At 47.6% G+C, this 15,585-nt stretch carries 12 protein-coding genes; 7 read left to right on the top strand and 5 right to left on the bottom strand.

The window, feature by feature from the left end:
- The first annotated feature begins 415 nt into the window (after positions 1-415).
- The 7 genes from pheT (at position 416) to HGH91_RS13345 (ending at position 7,581) form a co-directional block, all read left to right on the top strand.
- Positions 416-2,845 carry a phenylalanine--tRNA ligase subunit beta gene (gene pheT / locus HGH91_RS13375; protein WP_168738906.1) on the top strand — a complete coding sequence of 810 codons (2,430 nt, stop codon included), beginning with the start codon at positions 416-418 and terminating at the stop codon, positions 2,843-2,845.
- 9 nt (positions 2,846-2,854) lie between these two features.
- Positions 2,855-3,163 (top strand): hypothetical protein, encoded by a 309-nt coding sequence (locus HGH91_RS13370; protein WP_168738905.1) that lies wholly within the window; start codon positions 2,855-2,857, stop codon positions 3,161-3,163.
- A gap of 13 nt (positions 3,164-3,176) precedes the next feature.
- A complete protein-coding gene (locus tag HGH91_RS13365) occupies positions 3,177-3,470 on the top strand; it encodes a cell division protein ZapA (protein WP_145664013.1) in 294 nt (97 codons plus the stop codon).
- Between the two features lie 171 nt (positions 3,471-3,641).
- On the top strand, positions 3,642-5,207 hold the full coding sequence (gene rny / locus HGH91_RS13360; RefSeq protein ID WP_168738904.1) for a ribonuclease Y: 1,566 nt from the start codon (positions 3,642-3,644) through the stop codon (positions 5,205-5,207).
- A 114-nt stretch (positions 5,208-5,321) separates the two neighbouring features.
- On the top strand, positions 5,322-5,936 hold the full coding sequence (locus HGH91_RS13355; RefSeq protein WP_168738903.1) for a DUF1080 domain-containing protein: 615 nt from the start codon (positions 5,322-5,324) through the stop codon (positions 5,934-5,936).
- Positions 5,937-5,947: 11 nt separating this feature from the next.
- Positions 5,948-6,736 carry an SDR family oxidoreductase gene (locus HGH91_RS13350; protein WP_168738902.1) on the top strand — a complete coding sequence of 263 codons (789 nt, stop codon included), beginning with the start codon at positions 5,948-5,950 and terminating at the stop codon, positions 6,734-6,736.
- A 23-nt stretch (positions 6,737-6,759) separates the two neighbouring features.
- The gene (locus HGH91_RS13345) at positions 6,760-7,581 is read left to right on the top strand and encodes a purine-nucleoside phosphorylase (protein WP_168738901.1); all 822 of its coding nucleotides are present in this window, start codon (positions 6,760-6,762) and stop codon (positions 7,579-7,581) included.
- A 58-nt stretch (positions 7,582-7,639) separates the two neighbouring features.
- Here the strand turns inward: HGH91_RS13345 and scpB are convergent, their stop codons facing one another.
- The 5 genes from scpB to HGH91_RS13320 all read right to left on the bottom strand — a co-directional run bounded on the left by scpB (position 7,640) and on the right by HGH91_RS13320 (position 15,456).
- A complete protein-coding gene (gene scpB / locus HGH91_RS13340; RefSeq protein WP_168738900.1) occupies positions 7,640-8,932 on the bottom strand; it encodes an SMC-Scp complex subunit ScpB in 1,293 nt (430 codons plus the stop codon).
- A 119-nt stretch (positions 8,933-9,051) separates the two neighbouring features.
- Positions 9,052-9,936, bottom strand: coding sequence for an ATP synthase F1 subunit gamma (atpG, locus tag HGH91_RS13335; protein ID WP_168738899.1), 885 nt, complete (start codon positions 9,934-9,936; stop codon positions 9,052-9,054).
- A gap of 168 nt (positions 9,937-10,104) precedes the next feature.
- Positions 10,105-10,686 carry a DJ-1/PfpI family protein gene (locus HGH91_RS13330; protein ID WP_168738898.1) on the bottom strand — a complete coding sequence of 194 codons (582 nt, stop codon included), beginning with the start codon at positions 10,684-10,686 and terminating at the stop codon, positions 10,105-10,107.
- Between the two features lie 130 nt (positions 10,687-10,816).
- Positions 10,817-12,427 carry a RagB/SusD family nutrient uptake outer membrane protein gene (locus tag HGH91_RS13325; protein WP_168738897.1) on the bottom strand — a complete coding sequence of 537 codons (1,611 nt, stop codon included), beginning with the start codon at positions 12,425-12,427 and terminating at the stop codon, positions 10,817-10,819.
- Positions 12,428-12,450: 23 nt separating this feature from the next.
- Positions 12,451-15,456: a SusC/RagA family TonB-linked outer membrane protein gene (locus HGH91_RS13320; RefSeq protein WP_168738896.1), complete on the bottom strand. Its 3,006-nt coding sequence runs from the start codon at positions 15,454-15,456 to the stop codon at positions 12,451-12,453.
- Positions 15,457-15,585: the final 129 nt, after the last annotated feature.

Raw genomic sequence — 15,585 nt, 5'->3', positions numbered from 1 at the left:
GAAATTGTAAATTTTTTCAGCCATACGAACTAAGGTAAAGGCATTTTTTTTAATAATACCCCCCTTTCGTTATTAAATTTATTAAGTCACATACACAGGTTATCCACAAGCAAAATGTCAGTTATCCACTGACATCACCTGGGTTATCCACCAAAACACAGGAAATTCCCAAGCGAAGGTCCGATTATTCACACACATTGTGTAAAAAGATTTTCCACATGGGGCAAGACTCAATGCTGTGGCCGTTTTAGAGGTAATAAAAAACAGTGCGTGGCTGTTACACCAGCCACGCACGCTGCAATTCCTTCCCATATTTCCGTTAAATTCTCTCCGGTAATAGCTTTTTGCGTTCTGCCTTCAGCTTTCTGCTCATTAGTTGTTAACTTTACGCCACTTATATAAACCGAGCAGATAAATGACGATTTCATACAACTGGCTATGTGATTACTTACCGGTAAAGCCTACACCGGAGGAACTGTCTACTATTTTAACCAGGATAGGGCTGGAAGTAGAAAGCCTGGAAAAATTCGAAGCTGTAAAGGGTAGTCTGGCTGGATTGGTGATCGGGGAAGTGCTGACCGCAGAAAAACACCCGAATGCGGATAAACTGCGACTCACCACCGTGAACACCGGTAACGGGGAACCCCTGCACATCGTTTGCGGCGCCCCCAACGTAGCGGTGGGACAAAAAGTAGTGGTAGCCCCCATTGGCACTACCATTTACCCCATTGGCGGCGAACCCCTCACCATGAAAAAAGCAAAAATCCGTGGAGAGGAAAGCCAGGGAATGATTTGCGCCGAAGATGAAATAGGACTGGGCACCAGTCACGATGGCATTATGGTGCTGGACGCCGGCCTGCAACCCGGTATCCCCGCCAGCGAAGTGTTTAAACCAGCACAGGATTACATCTATGAAATAGGCCTTACGCCCAACCGTATGGACGCTATGAGCCATATCGGCGTGGCAAAAGACGTGTGCGCCTTTCTCAATAATATAGAACATACCCACAAATACCAGGTACAGCTGCCGGAAATAAAAGCGCTGCCAGAAGCAGCAACACCTTTATCCATCAGCGTTACCATCGACAATACCGATGCGTGCCCCCGTTATAGCGGCATTTCCATCACCGGTGTGCAGGTAGGCCCTTCTCCAGAATGGCTCAAAACCAGGCTCAGTACCATCGGTGTTCGCCCGATCAACAATATTGTGGATATCACCAACTTCGTGCTGCACGAAACCGGTCAGCCACTGCATGCCTTCGATGCTACTGCCATCAAAGGCAATGCGGTAGTGGTGAAAAACCTCCCGGCCGGCACACCATTCGTGACCCTGGACGAAAAAGAAAGGAAACTGGATGCTTCCGACCTGATGATCTGCAATGGCGCCGGTGAAGGCATGTGCATTGCGGGTGTATTCGGCGGCCTGCATTCCGGCGTATCCGATACCACACAAAGCATTTTCCTGGAAAGCGCCTTTTTTAGTGCCGGCGGTATCCGGACTACTTCCTTCCGCCATGGACTACGTACCGACGCAGCCTCCCGCTTTGAAAAAGGGGTGGATATCTCCAATGTGGTATTGGCCCTGCAACGCGCCGCAGCCCTCATTTGTGAGCTGGCCGGCGGTAAAGCAGCTTCCGGTATCGTGGATGTATATCCTTCCGTGAAAGTAAAAACACAGGTAGAAACCACTTATAGCTATATCCGCAAACTGAGTGGCAGCAACTACCCGGCAGATAAAATCAAAAATATCCTCCGCAGCCTGGGCTTCGATATCCTCTCCGAATCGGCAGAAGGACTTCGGGTAGCCGTACCTTTCAGCAAACCAGACATCAGCCTGCCGGCCGACCTGGTGGAAGAGGTAATGCGTATTGATGGACTCGATAATATTGAAATTCCGTCTAAAATATCCATCTCCCCCGCCTTATCCGCCCAACCGGATGCAGAACAGGTGAAGGAAAAAATAGCCGATTACCTCGCTGGTAACGGTTTCAACGAAATCTTCACCAACTCCATTACCAACAGTAAGTACTATACGCCGGAAGTACTGGAGCATACGGTAAAAATGATGAACAGTCTCACTATAGAGCTGGACATCATGCGCCCTTCTATGCTGGAAACTGGCCTGGAAAGTATTGCCCATAACCTGAACCGCAAAAACGAAGACCTGTTGTTCTTCGAATTCGGTAAAACTTACCGGGTACTCGATAAAGGCTACGGCGAAAACAATCACCTGGTCCTGTACCTGACCGGTAAAAAGACGGCTGAAACCTGGATGCACAAATCCAGCCCGGTAGATTTCTACTTCCTGAAGGGTTTTGTGATCAATATCCTGCAACAACTGGGTTATAAACAACTTACCTGGGCTGAAAGCGCCGAACCAGGCATGCAACCATCCTGGGAAATCAAGATAAAAAACCAGGTGGTAGTTACCCTCGGAGGCGTTGCCACAGCGAAGTTGAAGCAGTTCGATATCCGCCAGCCGGTATGGTATGCTACCTTCAATTGGGATAAAATACTGGGACTCTTGCAAAAAAGTGATAACTTTTACAAGGAAATACCACGCTTCCCGGCAGTCAGAAGAGACCTGGCGCTTGTGCTTGATAAACAGGTACAATTTGCCGCCGTTGAAACGGCCGCCCGTAGCGTGAAGTCCGGGTTGTTACAACAAGTGAATCTATTCGACGTATTTGAGAGCGAAAAACTGGGAGCCAATAAGAAGTCTTACGCCGTAAGCTTTACCTTCCTGGACCCCCAGAAAACGCTGACTGACAAAGAGATTGACAGTGTAATGGAGAAACTCATCAAAACATTTGAAACACAGTTACAAGCGGAAATCAGAAAATAAGTAATACGGATGGTTCTGGAGCAATACATTCAACGCGTAGAAGAGAAGCTGCACCTGCTGGTAAAGAAACTGCAACAGGTGCAGGCGGAGAATGTATTGCTGAAAGAAGAAGTTCACGTACAGCAACAGGCGCTGCAACAGCAGCAACAGTCGCTACAAAGCCTGGAAGAAAGACTGCAACTGATGAAAATTGCGTCTACTGCCCAGGGAGGTACCACCATAGCAGCCGAAGATGACGCTTTCAGAAAGGAAATCCGGGGCAAGATCAACGATTATATCAAAGAAATTGACCGCTGTATCGCTTTACTGAACAGCTGATAAAAAATCATACATGGAAACACTCATTCCCATAAACATTGTCGTATCCGACCGCTCTTACCGAATTAAAATAAAGCCGGAAGAGGAGGAAGAGGTACGTCGTATTATGAAAGAAGTGAATGAGAAAATTGTCGATTTTAAGACGTCCTATGCGGGAAAAGACCTACAGGACTATATTGCTATGGCCCTCATTATGTACGCTACACACCCTGTAACCAGCGGCGGTAAAGCCCAGGCAAGCACGGCTCCTTTTTTACAGGAGAAGCTGGAAAAGCTGGAAGAAATTATCAACCAGGCCTTGGGATGACCACGTTACCCATTGCTTTACAACGAATTAGCTAATTAGCTAATTATCACGTATCAAAGACGCTTTAACTGCTATTTTTTTGTATTTTCGCGGGTCAGTTCTCGCCCCTGTTGTGTTTTAGCAGCAAGTTGGGTATGAGAATACTACATAAATCAAGTATAAATAATTCATATGGATGTTACACTTATCACGACAATAACTGCAGTAGTGGCATTGGTCATTGGGATTGCGCTGGGTAAGGTGATTTTTGCCAAAAATACGCAGCATAAAATAGATGAAGCGGAGCAACAGGCTAAAAAAATCATTGCAGACGCACAGGTCAGTGCCGAAAATCTGAAAAAAGATCGCTTACTGGAAGCGAAAGAAAAATACCTGCAACTTAAGAGCGAGTACGACAAGGACGTACTGCAACGTAACCAGAAACTGGCCGAGTCAGAAAATCGTATCAAACAGAAAGAACTACAACTCAACCAGAAAAACGAGCAGGTTCAGAAACAAATCAACGAGAACGACGCTATCAAGGAAACCCTGAACCGCCAGATGGAACTGGTAACTATTAAGCGCACCGAACTCGAAAAACACCAGGAAGAGCATATCCGCCGCCTCGAAAAAGTAGCCGGCTTAACTGCAGAAGAGGCGAAACACCAGCTGGTAGAAAGCCTGAAGGAAGAAGCCCGTTCACAGGCCCTGTCCCATATCCAGGAAATCATTGAAGATGCCAAGCTGAAAGCCAACAAGGAAGCCAAGAAAATCATTATACAGTCTATTCAGCGTACCGCTGCTGAGCAAACCATCGAAAATACCATCACCGTATTTACCCTGGAAAGCGATGAAATCAAAGGCCAGATCATTGGCCGTGAAGGTCGTAACATCCGCGCCATCGAAGCGGCTACCGGTGTTGACCTGATCGTAGACGATACCCCGGAAGCGATTGTACTGTCGTCTTTCGACCCACTCCGCCGCGAAATAGCGCGCTTGTCCCTGCAACGCCTCGTACAGGATGGACGTATTCACCCTGCCCGTATTGAGGAAGTAGTGGAAAAAACCAAGAAACAACTGGAAGAACAGGTAATGGATATCGGTGAAAGAACCGTGATAGAACTGGGTATCCATGGCCTCCATAAAGAACTGGTACGTTTGGTAGGTAAGATGCGTTTCCGCTCTTCCTACGGACAAAACCTGCTCATGCACTCTAAGGAAACAGCTAACCTCTGCGCCGTAATGGCAGCAGAACTGGGCTTAAACCCGAAACTGGCCAAACGTGCCGGCTTACTGCACGATATTGGTAAAGTGCCTGACGAAGAAACAGAACTGAGCCACGCCCTCCTCGGCGCCAAGCTCGCTGAAAAATATGGCGAACATGCCGCTGTGGTAAATGCTATCGGCGCCCACCACGACGAAATGGAAATGCAATACGTGATTTCCCCGATCGTTCAGGCCTGCGATGCCATCAGCGGTGCACGCCCGGGCGCACGCCGGGAAATTATGCAGAGCTACCTGCAACGTATCAAAGACCTGGAAAACCTGGCCCTCGCACACGATGGCGTGGAAAAAGCTTATGCTATCCAGGCAGGTAGAGAACTGCGTATCATTGTAGAAAGTGAAAAAGTATCCGATGGCGATGCCGACCGTTTATCGTTCGAAATTGCTAATAAGATACAGACAGAAATGCAGTATCCAGGGCAGATTAAAGTAACGGTGATCCGTGAAAAAAGGGCAGTGAATATAGCAAGATAATTTTCTGGTATAGAAATACAGGAAATTGACCTTATATTGGAGTCCTCCCCGCTACAGCGGGGGGGACTTTTTTTATCATCCTCACCCTCTAAATCACTAAACTCAAACAGTGTTATGAAAAAAAATTGCCTGAAATTCGTACTGGGAGCCGCCCTCCTGTTGGGCGCCGGTAGTGCCTCTGCGCAAAAAGCACAGTCTTTATTCAACGGAAAAAACCTGGACGGATGGAAAATATATGGTACTGAAAAATGGTATGTGGAAAAAGGAGAACTCATCTGTGAAAGCGGCCCTGATAAAGAATATGGCTACCTGGGTACCGATGGTCAATATAAAGATTTTGAGCTTACCGTACAGTTTAAACAGGAGGCCAATGGCAACAGCGGCGTATTCTTCCACTCCTCCCTGGAAGGCACCAAAATTACCGGCTGGCAGGCTGAAGTAGCCCCTCCCGGCTTACATACAGGCGGTATCTACGAATCTTATGGCCGTGGATGGCTGATACAACCCGACAAGGAAAAAGAACAATACCTGAAAATGGGCGAATGGAATACCATGAAAGTTAGGGTACAGGGCGATAATGTGACTACCTGGCTCAATGGTCATGAAATGATTACCCTGAAAGATGAAAAAATTGGCGCCGCCAATGGACAGATAGCCTTACAGATCCACTCTGGTGGTGGTATTAAGGTGAGATGGAAAAACATTAAGATCGTTCCGTTGAAATCCTGATAACGGCTCACATGTATTTTACCAATAAAGTAATACTGATCACAGGTGCCAGCTCGGGTATAGGCCACGAGCTGGCATTACTGCTGGCCAGGGAAAAGGCCCGGCTTATCCTCGCCGCCCGCAACCAGGCCGCCCTGGAAGCGGTAAGGAACGAATGCCTGGTATATACGCCCCATTGTGAAATCCTCCTGATGGATGTAACAGACGAAGCCCAAGTAATAGCCGGCGCCCAAACCACACTCACCTTTTTTGGGAAAATAGATATCCTGGTGAACAATGCCGGCGTTACTCAGCGCTCCAAGCTGATAGATACTTCCGTGGCCGCCGTCCGGCAATTAATGGAAGTGAATTTCTTCGGCGCAGTGATGCTCACACAAGCCTTGTTGCCTCATTTCAAAGCACAGGGCGGCGGACAGATTATTGTGATCAGCAGTATGGCTGGATTGATGGGATATCCCTGGCGCTCGGGGTACAACGCCGCCAAACACGCCCTGCAAGGGTATTTCGAAACCCTGCAAACAGAACAGCCTATCCCCGGATTATATACCACCATTATTTGCCCCGGACGCATTCACACCCCCATTACCTATTCCGCTATTACCGCCGATGGCAGCCCTTATGGAAAAATGGATCCCACTACGGCCAAAGGTATTTCTGTGCAACAATGCGCCCGGCGCATATTGACCGCCATACGCCGGAAGAAAAAAGTAGTGCTCATTGCCCGCGAAGAAAGAATACTGCTCTGGTGCAAAAGATATTTTCCACCCTTGTTTTACATGATTGCCCGTAAAGGGAATTAATTTGCAACAAATTTTAATGACGTATGGACTTGTTACTGCAACAAATAGCGGCAGCTACTGCCTATCTGCAATCCTTTTCCTTTGAGCAACCCCGCGTGGGCGTAGTACTGGGAACAGGACTGGGTGAACTGGTAAATCATATCAAAATAGCACATTCCATTCCCTACCAGCAAATTCCGCATTTCCCGGAATCCACGGTAGAATCACATAAAGGACACCTGATACTCGGTCATATCAACGATACGCCCGTTATTGCCATGCAGGGACGTTTTCATTACTATGAAGGCTATACGATGCAGCAAATCACCTTCCCGGTGCGTGTCATGAAAGCATTGGGTGTTCAGCACCTGTTGCTCAGCAATGCAGCCGGCGGCATGAATCCCGTCTTTAAAAAAGGAGATCTTATTTTGCTGGACGACCATATCAATATGCAGCCGGAAAACCCGCTCCGCGGCCTCAATGCCGCCGCATATGGTCCCCGCTTCCCGGATATGAGCTGTCCTTATCATCCGGGACTGGGCGCCCAGATACAGACTGCCGCCGCTTCACAGGGCGCTACCCTGAAAAAAGGGGTATACGTTTCCGTGATGGGACCTAACCTTGAAACAAGGGCGGAATATCGCTTTTTACGCATGATCGGCGCCGACCTGGTAGGAATGAGCACGGTGCCGGAGGTAATAGTAGCCAACCAGCTGCAATTGCCTTGCGCCGCAGTGTCGGTGGTTACAGATGAATGCGATCCAGACAACCTGCACCCCGTTTCTATTGAAGAAATTATCGCAGTAGCCGGTAAAGCAGATAAACTGCTAAGCCAGATTTTTGCTACGGTGATTGCCGGGTTATAAACTTCGCTATAACACAACGGCCACACCTCCGTGGTGTGGCCGTTGCTATGATTTACACTTATTTTCTTCTGTCGCCGGGATCTGTACTTTCATCATCGTCGTTGTCGTCATCTTCCTCATCACTGTCGTCCTCCTCATCATCTTCATCATCATCGTCCTCCTCATCTTCATCATCCCAATCATCATCATCGTCGTCTTCGTCCTCGTCATCCTCCTCTTCTTCCTCCTCTTCGTTACTCGCATCGGGACCATTTACCTGCAATAATTTTTCCCCGAAAAGCCGCTCTTCAAATGAGTTGTCGAATTCTTCCAATCCATCATCATCTTCCGGCGTTTCGTCTGTTTCTTCCGTTTTATCGACTTTTTCTTCCTGTGCAGGTATGTTTTCTGTGGTATCGGGCATATGAGAGATAGCATCTTCCATGATGCCATCCGGATCTTCATTACTTTCCCCATCAGCTATTTCTTCATCGGGTGCAGCTTCTGGTTCGGGGGCGGGGATATCAGTAATTTCTGCACTACCGGTTTCTTCATCGTTATTTTCCAGTTCCTCGTTGGCTTCTTCAATAAAATCATCGAGGGGCACAATTTCATCATCTGGTTCTACTTCTTCATCTTCCGAGGCTGGAGTTTCATCTTCAGGTGGAGCAGCGGCAATATGATCGAGCTGGTGGTCGGGATCAAGTAATTCTCCATCTTCCGATACCATCAGGGAATGAATACTTTCTGTGTTATGTTGACTATGTTCCCCTCTGCCCAGGGTGGCTGTTTCATCGCTGATCAGGGTGGGCTGCACGATTTCTTCATCAAACAGTTCTTTCAGCTTAGGCAGATCGGCAACAGAGGCGAGGCCAAAATAATCCATGAAGGAGCGGGACACAGCGTACAGCAGGGGTTTACCTGGTTGGTCTTCGCTACGGCCGGTAATAACGATCAGTTCTTTTTCCAGGAGTTTCTGGATAGAGTAATCGGTGCTTACCCCACGGATGTATTCAATTTCTCCTTTGGAAATAGGCTGGCGGTAGGCAATAATAGCCAGGGTTTCCAGTGCTGCGGTAGACAGGCGTTTGAGGAATTTATCGCCGTTCAGCTGGGCTACCGTCTGATAATATTCTTTCTTGGTAAGGAATTGATAACCACCACCGCTGCTACGTACTTCAAACGCATAAAACTCCGAGCTATATTTTTCCCGGATAGCCTCCATGGCGGCTTCTACCTGATCCAGGTTGGTGCGGTCTTCCAGGAAAGCCAAGGCATTGTTGAGCAGATCCACTATTTCCAGCAAAGGCAAGGGCCTGTCGGCGGCAAAAATTAATGCTTCCACGTGCGGGATGATCTGTGATATTTCCATACGTTAACAGGAGGTGGATTTTATAAAAAAAGGTCAAAGACCGAAAATACAGTCTTTGACCCTAATCTGAAAATATTAATTCAGTTGTTGACTTAATGTTAAAAAGTGTCTTACACTGCTTATCCAGCCAATGCTGCAGCACCGCTCACGATTTCTGTCAGCTCGGTGGTAATTGCTGCCTGACGGGCGCGGTTGTAAGAGATTTTCAGGGAACGCAGCATTTCGCTGGCGTTTTCTGTAGCCTTGTCCATTGCAGTCATACGGGCGCCATGCTCAGAGGCATGTGAATCCAGGATGGCTTTAAAGAACTGGGTATTCAGAATTTTAGGCATCAGTTCCGCAATCAGGGTTTCTTTCTCAGGCTCGAAAATGAAGTCGGCTTTCAAACCGCTTTTATCCTGGTTTTCCACCTTAGCAATAGGCAGGAACTGTTCTGTTACAAATACTTGTGTAGCGGCGTTTTTAAATTCGCTGTACACAATTTCCACTGCATCGTAAGTACCGTTGGTAAAGCCATTCAGGGCTACGGCTGCAGCTTCTTTTACGTGATCGAAAGTAAGGCTGGAGAAAATCTGCCAGAATTTGCCGTTTACTTTATAACCGTTTTGCACAAAGTGCTCGTATCCTTTTTTACCAATTGGTAACAATTCTACATTGCCTTTCTCAAACTGCTCTGCGTACTTTTCGCGGATCACGCGTTTAGCCGTCTTGATCAGGTTAGAGTTGAAAGCACCGCACAAACCTCTGTCAGACGTAATAACCACGATCAATACTTTTTCAACAGGGCGCTGTGCCGCCAGTGGTGTATTGATATTGCCTTCGCTGTTGGAAACAATATTCTGCAACATTTCCTGGAGCTTTACAGCATAAGGGCGCATCAGCATGATCGCATCCTGGGCGCGTCTTAATTTAGCAGCACTTACCATTTTCATGGCTTTGGTGATCTGCTGACCAGATTGAATAGATTTGATTCGGTTACGAACTTCTTTAAGCTGTCCGGACATATTATAAAAATCAATTACAAATTACGAATTATCAATTGCCAATGCAGGGATAGCCTCCTGAATTTGGCTGCAAAGGTAAGTAATGCACGTTTAATTTGAAAATCCGTAGAAAGATAATTTAAACTTTCTTTATCTCTTTTATAATCAATTATTTACAAATATGTAAATTTATAGCGTGATACTGGTTCCCAGCACCTGTAAAAATGCCGCTATCCATTGCGGATGAGCTGGCCATGCCGGCGCCGTCACCAGTTTACCATCAACCACCGCTTCATATACATTCACTGATACATAGGTACCACCTGCAGCCGTTACTTCAGGCCCTACCGCCGGGTAAGCAGTTAATTTTTTACCCCGTACCACATCAGCCGCTGTCAGGATCTGGATACCGTGACATACCGCCGCTACCGGTTTATCTTCCAGGAAAAAGTGTCTTACCAGCTCCAGTACATTCTTATTTAAACGCAGATATTCCGGCGCCCGGCCACCCGCAATGACAAGCGCATCATAATCGGCGCCTGCTATATCGTTGAAAGTGGCGTTCAGTACAAAACCATGTCCTGGCTTCTCGCTATAGGTTTGATCACCTTCAAAATCGTGGATGGCTGTTTTGATTTTATCGCCGGCAGCTTTATCCGGACAAACAGCATGTACGTCGTGGCCAATCATTTGCAGCATCTGGAAAGGTACCATGGTTTCATAATCCTCTGCATAATCACCGGTAAGTAACAATATCTTTTTTTGTGCCATAGGACGAAGGTTTTTTGAGTTTAAAAAGGCAACTGAAGATAAGCAAAAAGCTATTGAGGCAGATGACCTTAGCGATTTTTTAATATTCGCGCTGATCATCTGCCTCAATAGCTTTTTGCTTCTTCAGCTGCTAGTAGCCTGGATTCTGTGGGAATGGATTAGACGATCTGTCTATCTGGTCCTGTGGAATCGGGCGCAGTACATGTTTAGGTTGAATGTTGGGTCCCCCTTCGGTATTATGCTTTTGTACTCTTTCCAATAATTTGTGGGTACGGGTGAGGTCAAACCAGCGCATTTGCTCGCCTACCAATTCCCGTCCTCTTTCATCCAATATAAAATCAATGGTCATATCGGATGCTTTGGCAGTCAGCGCATCGCGGTTGGCCTGTGTTTCGGCGGGTGTAGCACCTACCCTGGCAGCTCTCCAGCGTACTATGTTTACCAGGTCGGCAGCGCCCTGATTGTCGCCCTGCATCATTTTGGCTTCGGCTTCGATCAGGTAAGCTTCTGCGAGGCGGAAAGCGATAAAGGGCCTTACCCCGGAGGCCTGGTTATCCGGGCGCAGGGAATCGGCAAACTTATTCAGGGAAGGATACAGGCGTTCGGTATACAACCTGGGCGGCACCAGCATGTATTTTTTACTCTCTATTTCTGCCTTGGTAACATCATAGCCCGGCAGGTACACTGCGGTATCTCCTACATTTAACTTGGCTGTGGCGGTATTGGCGTACCATACGGTAGTAAAGAACTTTTCGTAACGTACATCATGCACGCGGTCTTTATACAGGGTGTCGATCAGGAATTTTGTAGGCCGGAAACGCTTCCAGGGCGTGCCATTAGGCAGATCGCGCTTCATACCGGCCAATACATCGTACTGCATCAGGAAAAAGCGGCAGGCATTGTTGTCGGGATAGCCATATAGCGGATCGGCAGTATATTGTGCGGCAAATACTGTTTCCGAATTATTTTCCTTGCCCTGTGCCCACACTTGTCCGGGATCATCCAGCAGGCGGAATCCGAAGTTTTTGATCACCTGGTCGGCATATTTTGCAGCATCGGCATAATCTGTAGGCTTAGCCTGGGGCGAAGAAGCGCGGGTGAGGTATACCCTGGACAGCAGGTGTTCAGCGGCCGCTTTGGTAGCCCGTCCCCAATTGGCAGCTGCTGCGGGCAGGTCCTTATCAGCCGCCAGCAAGTCGGCAATCACGGCATCGTATATGGCGGAAACGCTGTCGCGGTGCGACTCTGTTACAATTTTAGTGTTTTCGTGCAGCTGTAAGGGTATGGCGCCAAACATTTCCATCAGGATGAAATGGTAATGTGCGCGGCAGAACAACGCCTCTGCTACTCCTGTTTTTTTGGTGGCATCGTCCAGGCCCGGGATGTTATTGGCCCGGTCTACCGCCACGTTACAGGTATTGATGGTTTGATAAAAGCTATTCCATACTTCCCTCACATGGTCATAGCGGGCGTCTAGCTGCGAAGTATATTGACTGGTAAATTTGTAATTACCATCGGAGCCGTTGGTATAAATATCGGTACCGGTTTCTGTGAGCGTCATACCTCTTTCTGTACTGTAAAAGTTGCGCATCGCCACATAGGAGCCGGTAACGGCGGTTTGAAAGCCTGCTTTGGTATTATAAAAATCGTCTGTCACATTGGTGACTACTTTTTCATCCAGCATTTTGTTACAGGAGCTTACTGTCAAAGCCAGCAACATGATAGGCACTATATATTTCATAACGTTTTCCTTTTAAGAGTTGATTAAAATCTCGCATTCAATCCAAACTGCAGCATCCAGGTGGCTGGTGCGTCAATACCGATTACATTCACATCTTCCGGATCTATTCCTTTCCACTGTTGACGGTAAGGCGCAATGATCAGCGGTTGCTTTACCCCTACGCTAAAGCGTAATTCCTGCATCTGCATGCGTTTTACGAGTGCATCCGGCAAGCTATAAGCCAGGGTAATATTCCTGATTTTGAAGTAAGAGCCGTCGAAATAGCTGAGCGATTGGTAGTTGCTGGGTCTTTCCTGGTTGGCATTAGGCCTTGGGAAATCGTTAGTAGGATTGGAAGGCGTGTTATAATCAATGTTCAGGTTATTGTAACGACCAAAGAGGGTATTATAGTTAGAATAAAAATCACTCCGTATCATACTGCCTATGCGGGCAAATGCTACGATCGACAATTCAAAGCCTTTATAGGAAAAGCGTTGCGTAGTACCGGCCGACCATTTAGGTTCCGGGGAACCGAGTATCTGCCTGTCTTTGGCATCGATCGTGCTGTCTTTATTCACATCTTCCAACCTGATCTCTCCTGGTTTTACGCCATATTTAGCGGCCAGCTTAGCGTCTTCCACCTGCCAGATACCTGTCTTCTTAAAGTCGTAATACACATAGGTAGGCTGGCCTACAAACCATCCATTACCCACGTCTGCACTTCTTCCACCACCAATGGAAAGGATCTTGGAACGGTTTCTGAAAACGTTTGCATCCATCTTCCAGCTAAAGCCTTTAGGGTTGTCGATGATGATAGCAGAGAGCCCTACTTCCCATCCACGGTTTCTCGAAGTACCCAGGTTTTCGAGTACCTGGTTGAAGCCATTACTATAGGGGAGCAGGTGTGGCATTAGCAGGTCGGTGGTTTTCTGGTTATACCATTCTACCACACCGGTAATGCGGCCATTGAAGAAGCCGAAATCCAGGCCTATATCAGTGGAAGTAGTGGTTTCCCAGGTCAGGTTAGGATTGCGCAGATCTCCCGGTACAAAGCCCAGGGAGCCCTTTCCACCGTAGGAATAGGGAATCCTGGTCAGCAATCCCTGCGTAGCATAAGGGTTGATACCGGTATTACCGATCCGGCCATAGCTGGCGCGGAGTTTTAAGTTATCCAGGGTACGCTGATTTTTAAATGGTGCTTCGTTGATTATATTCCAGGCCACTGCCACGGAAGGGAAGTAACCCCATTTTTTTCCGGGTGCAAAACGGGACGAACCATCGGCACGGAGGGTAAGTGTTAAGAGGTAACGGTCATCATAACCATAGTTAATACGCCCCATGTAAGAGAGGATAGTCCAGGTACTGAGACTGCTGGTTACGCCTGTTACGGAGAGTGCTTGTCCCAGGTTAAAATATTGCTGTGTTTCCACCGGGATCCCTCTTACGTTGGTAGTCATGATATCCGCTGTTTGCCGTTGTACGCTGTACAAACCGGTGGCAGCGAGATTATGTTTTTTGATAGACTTGTTATAAGTCAACACGTTTTCGATAGTATAGGCCAGGGTAGATGCGTTGCCTTTGCTGGCCTGCGCATCGCCGCCGCCTATCAGCAGGTTAGTATTATTTTTACCCTGGAAAAGACCATAGTTATAGTATTGCAGGTCCGGACCTACATTCAGGCGGTATTTCAGGCCGTTAACGATTTCCACTTCTCCGTATAAACTGGTAAAGAGGCGGAAACGTTTCATCAGCTCCACGCGGTTACCGGGTACATAATCCAGTAGTGGATTGGGTTGCTGGCTATCGCCGGTAGGCAGGATAATGAGGTTGCCTTTATCATCGTAGGGCGATGCGATGGGCAACATTTTCAGGGCATTGTCGATACCGTTGTAGGTTTCGCCGTTGCGCAGACTATAAGCGCCCAACAGGGATGCTCCTACGCGTACCCGGTTGCCTATCATCTGGTCGATGCCCAGGTTGATGTTATAGCGTTCGTAGCTCTGTAATTTCAATACGCCCTGGTCTTTAAAGTATCCGAGTCCCACGGTATACTTTGTTTTTTCCGTACCCCCTGCTACAGAAATAGCGTGGTTGGTTTGGTATCCCGGGGAGATCATGAGCTTTTGCCAGTCTACGTTTGTTCCTTTCTTGATATTGGCCAGTTCGGTGGCGTTAAAGATAACGGCGTCGGAGGAGTCGCGGTTATTATCGTTGTACTTGCCGATGGTGCGGTTGGCTTCGCGACGCATTTCTATGAAGCGGTTGGCGTCCAACATATCTGTTTCCCCCAGCTGTTGTACATAACCATAGGAGCCGCTGTAGGACACCACGGGTTTGCCCAGCTTGCCGCGTTGGGTAGTAATGAGCACCACGCCGTTGGCGCCCCTGGAACCATAAATGGCTGTAGCAGAGGCATCTTTCAAAATATCCATCGATTGTATTACTCCTGTACCGATATCGCTGAGGTTACCGGCGTAAGGAATACCATCTACTACATAGAGTGGGTCGTTGCCGGCCGACAGGGAACGGGTACCGCGGATACGTACCTGTGGTTCATCGCCTGGTTTGGCGCTGTTGTTAATAACTTCCACGCCAGGAGCGCGGCCTTGCAGGGCCTGTTGCGGGTTGGTAACCGGTACGTCTTGTATGGCTTTGGTACCTACAGAGGAGATGGCGCCGGTCACATCTTTTTTCTTTTGCTGACCATAACCTACTACCACGATTTCTTCCAGTTTTTTACGGTCTTCCTGGAGAATGACCGGGATCGTAGTGCGACCTTTGATAGGTTCTTCTACCGATGTAAAACCAATAAAAGTAAATACCAGCGTGGCATTAGCCGGGTCTTTTACCTGTAGCCGGTAATGTCCTCTGGCATCTGTTTGGGTGCCGGAACTTCTTCCTTTGACAGAAACAGTTACCCCTACAAGTGGCATTTTTTGGGCGTCCAGTACATTTCCCTCCACCGTTGAGGAATTTCCCTGTGCCATGGTGAGTTGCTGGAATAGCAGGCATGCTATCATACAGACAAAACGTGAGAAAGATCTTTTCATAACGTAGTTTGTGATAAGTGGAATAAAGGATACTTAAGTTAGATTTTGGCCGTCGCTTCAGGTTCTTCGATGAACCAAAATAAGACAATTTTACATTTCTGCAATCGTTTGCAAACATTATTTTAAAAA

It is taken from the genome of Chitinophaga eiseniae (assembly GCF_012641265.1).
Classification (GTDB): domain Bacteria; phylum Bacteroidota; class Bacteroidia; order Chitinophagales; family Chitinophagaceae; genus Chitinophaga; species Chitinophaga eiseniae_A.
The sequence above is the reverse complement of the archived record's forward strand: the minus strand, read 5'-3'. Positions and strand labels throughout refer to the sequence as shown.

Bases quoted from the DNA above. Each gene is read 5' to 3' on its own strand.
- pheT (WP_168738906.1), top strand. From the start codon at position 416: ATGACGATTTCATACAACTGGCTATGTGATTACTTACCGGTAAAGCCT.
- HGH91_RS13370 (WP_168738905.1), top strand. From the start codon at position 2,855: ATGGTTCTGGAGCAATACATTCAACGCGTAGAAGAGAAGCTGCACCTG.
- HGH91_RS13365 (WP_145664013.1), top strand. From the start codon at position 3,177: ATGGAAACACTCATTCCCATAAACATTGTCGTATCCGACCGCTCTTAC.
- rny (WP_168738904.1), top strand. From the start codon at position 3,642: ATGGATGTTACACTTATCACGACAATAACTGCAGTAGTGGCATTGGTC.
- HGH91_RS13355 (WP_168738903.1), top strand. From the start codon at position 5,322: ATGAAAAAAAATTGCCTGAAATTCGTACTGGGAGCCGCCCTCCTGTTG.
- HGH91_RS13350 (WP_168738902.1), top strand. From the start codon at position 5,948: ATGTATTTTACCAATAAAGTAATACTGATCACAGGTGCCAGCTCGGGT.
- HGH91_RS13345 (WP_168738901.1), top strand. From the start codon at position 6,760: ATGGACTTGTTACTGCAACAAATAGCGGCAGCTACTGCCTATCTGCAA.
- scpB (WP_168738900.1), bottom strand. From the start codon at position 8,932: ATGGAAATATCACAGATCATCCCGCACGTGGAAGCATTAATTTTTGCC.
- atpG (WP_168738899.1), bottom strand. From the start codon at position 9,936: ATGTCCGGACAGCTTAAAGAAGTTCGTAACCGAATCAAATCTATTCAA.
- HGH91_RS13330 (WP_168738898.1), bottom strand. From the start codon at position 10,686: ATGGCACAAAAAAAGATATTGTTACTTACCGGTGATTATGCAGAGGAT.
- HGH91_RS13325 (WP_168738897.1), bottom strand. From the start codon at position 12,427: ATGAAATATATAGTGCCTATCATGTTGCTGGCTTTGACAGTAAGCTCC.
- HGH91_RS13320 (WP_168738896.1), bottom strand. From the start codon at position 15,456: ATGAAAAGATCTTTCTCACGTTTTGTCTGTATGATAGCATGCCTGCTA.